This window comes from Streptomyces sp. ID05-39B, assembly GCF_033794725.1.
In the GTDB taxonomy this organism is placed as follows: domain Bacteria; phylum Actinomycetota; class Actinomycetes; order Streptomycetales; family Streptomycetaceae; genus Streptomyces; species Streptomyces bobili.
Genome location: NZ_JARGEF010000505.1, coordinates 1 through 1,403, shown reverse-complemented (window position 1 = coordinate 1,403; position 1,403 = coordinate 1). Strand labels below are relative to the sequence as shown.

The window sequence follows — 1,403 nt, the reverse complement described above, 5'->3', positions numbered from 1 at the left end:
CGCGGCCCAGTTCAGGGCCCCGCCCACCCCCGCCTCGGGCACGGCCGCCAGCAGCGGAAACGGCGGCAGCAGCGGTGCCGGGTCGGCGGACAGCGGCGCCACCACATGCCCGGCGCCCAGCGCGAACCCGGGCCCCAGGGCATAGGCCGCCCCCCAGACCGCCGCGTTCGGCACCAGCACCACGCACAGCAGCAGCACCGCGAACCGCCCCGACCATCCCTGCGTCAGCTCAAGGAACGCCCCCCGCGCCGCCCCGAAATGCCACACCGACGAGACGGCCACCAGAAGGGCTCCGCCGCCGAGCAGCACCGCGGCCCCCGCCCCCGCCGCCCGCACGGCCACCCCCACGCGCTCGCGCCCCTCCACACCGAGCACCAGCCGCCGCACCCCGCGCGGCAGCAGCACCAGCACCCGCTCCACCGGCCCACGGGGATGCCCGTACGCCGTCCACACCCCCGCCCCCGCGGCGACGGCCACGACCGCCGGCAGGGACACCGCGTCCCACGCCCAGGAGGGCCGCAGGGCGCCTCCGGCGGCGTATCCCGCGACGGCGGCGGCGACGGCGAGGTAGCCGAGGGCGACCCCGGTCCACGCGGTGCGGGCGCTCGCCAGAGGGGCGCCTTCCGCCCCGTCCACCGCGTCGCGCGCGGCCCGGTGCAGCAGCCACACGGGTGCGGCGAGGAGCAGCAGGGGCGTGACGCCGACGGGCGAGGGAACCCCGGACAGGGTGTCGGCGCGCACCAGTTCCACGCCGTGCGCGAGCAGCCACAGCGCGGCGGCGACGTGCAGCGCACCGCCGGGCCCGCTGTCGGGGTAGGGCGAGCTGATCCACAGCACCATCACCAGCACGGCGAACGAGCCGAGCCCGAGCCCGGCCGCCAGGACACCGCCGAGCAGTCCGGCGGCCAGTCCCGGGGATCGGTCACGCAGCCTGGCGAGGAGGAGCGGCAACGACGAACGGCGAGCGGTCATCTGGATCACGCCCGCCATGGTCGCAACGACACGCGCTTTCCCGTCGTAACAGGCGAACCCCCGTTGTGTCGCTCAATATACGTTTATGTACTTTTTCGTACGAAAGGGTGCCCTGTGACCCAGAGCTTCGACACCCCGCTCCCCCCACCCAAGGAACGTCGACGCCTGCGCGAGCTGGGCTCGCTGACACAGGCTCAGCTGGCGACACGACTGGGTGTCAGCAGGGAGACGGTGCGCGCGTGGGAGACCGGCCGCTCGACTCCGAGCGGCCGCAAGAGGGAGTCGTACGGGAAACTGCTGGCCTCACTGGCGGCGGTCGAGCCGCCGGCCGAGGTGACGGCCTCGCGGAGTCCGGAGCCCGCGCCGAAGCTGACGGCCGGTCTGAGCGAGCCGGGCTCGAACCCCGAACCCCCCACGCCCGCCTCCTCCAC

General features: G+C 75.1%; 2 protein-coding genes. One reads left to right on the top strand and one right to left on the bottom strand.

Translation table 11 applies throughout. The features are described from left to right. On the bottom strand, positions 1-990 hold a 990-nt coding region (locus P1P75_RS41530; RefSeq protein ID WP_319265229.1), incomplete at its 3' end, for a DUF6350 family protein. 96 nt (positions 991-1,086) lie between these two features. On the opposite strand from P1P75_RS41530, the gene P1P75_RS41525 reads away from it, so the two are divergent. Then, on the top strand, positions 1,087-1,403 hold a 317-nt coding region (locus tag P1P75_RS41525), incomplete at its 3' end, for a helix-turn-helix domain-containing protein (RefSeq protein ID WP_319265226.1).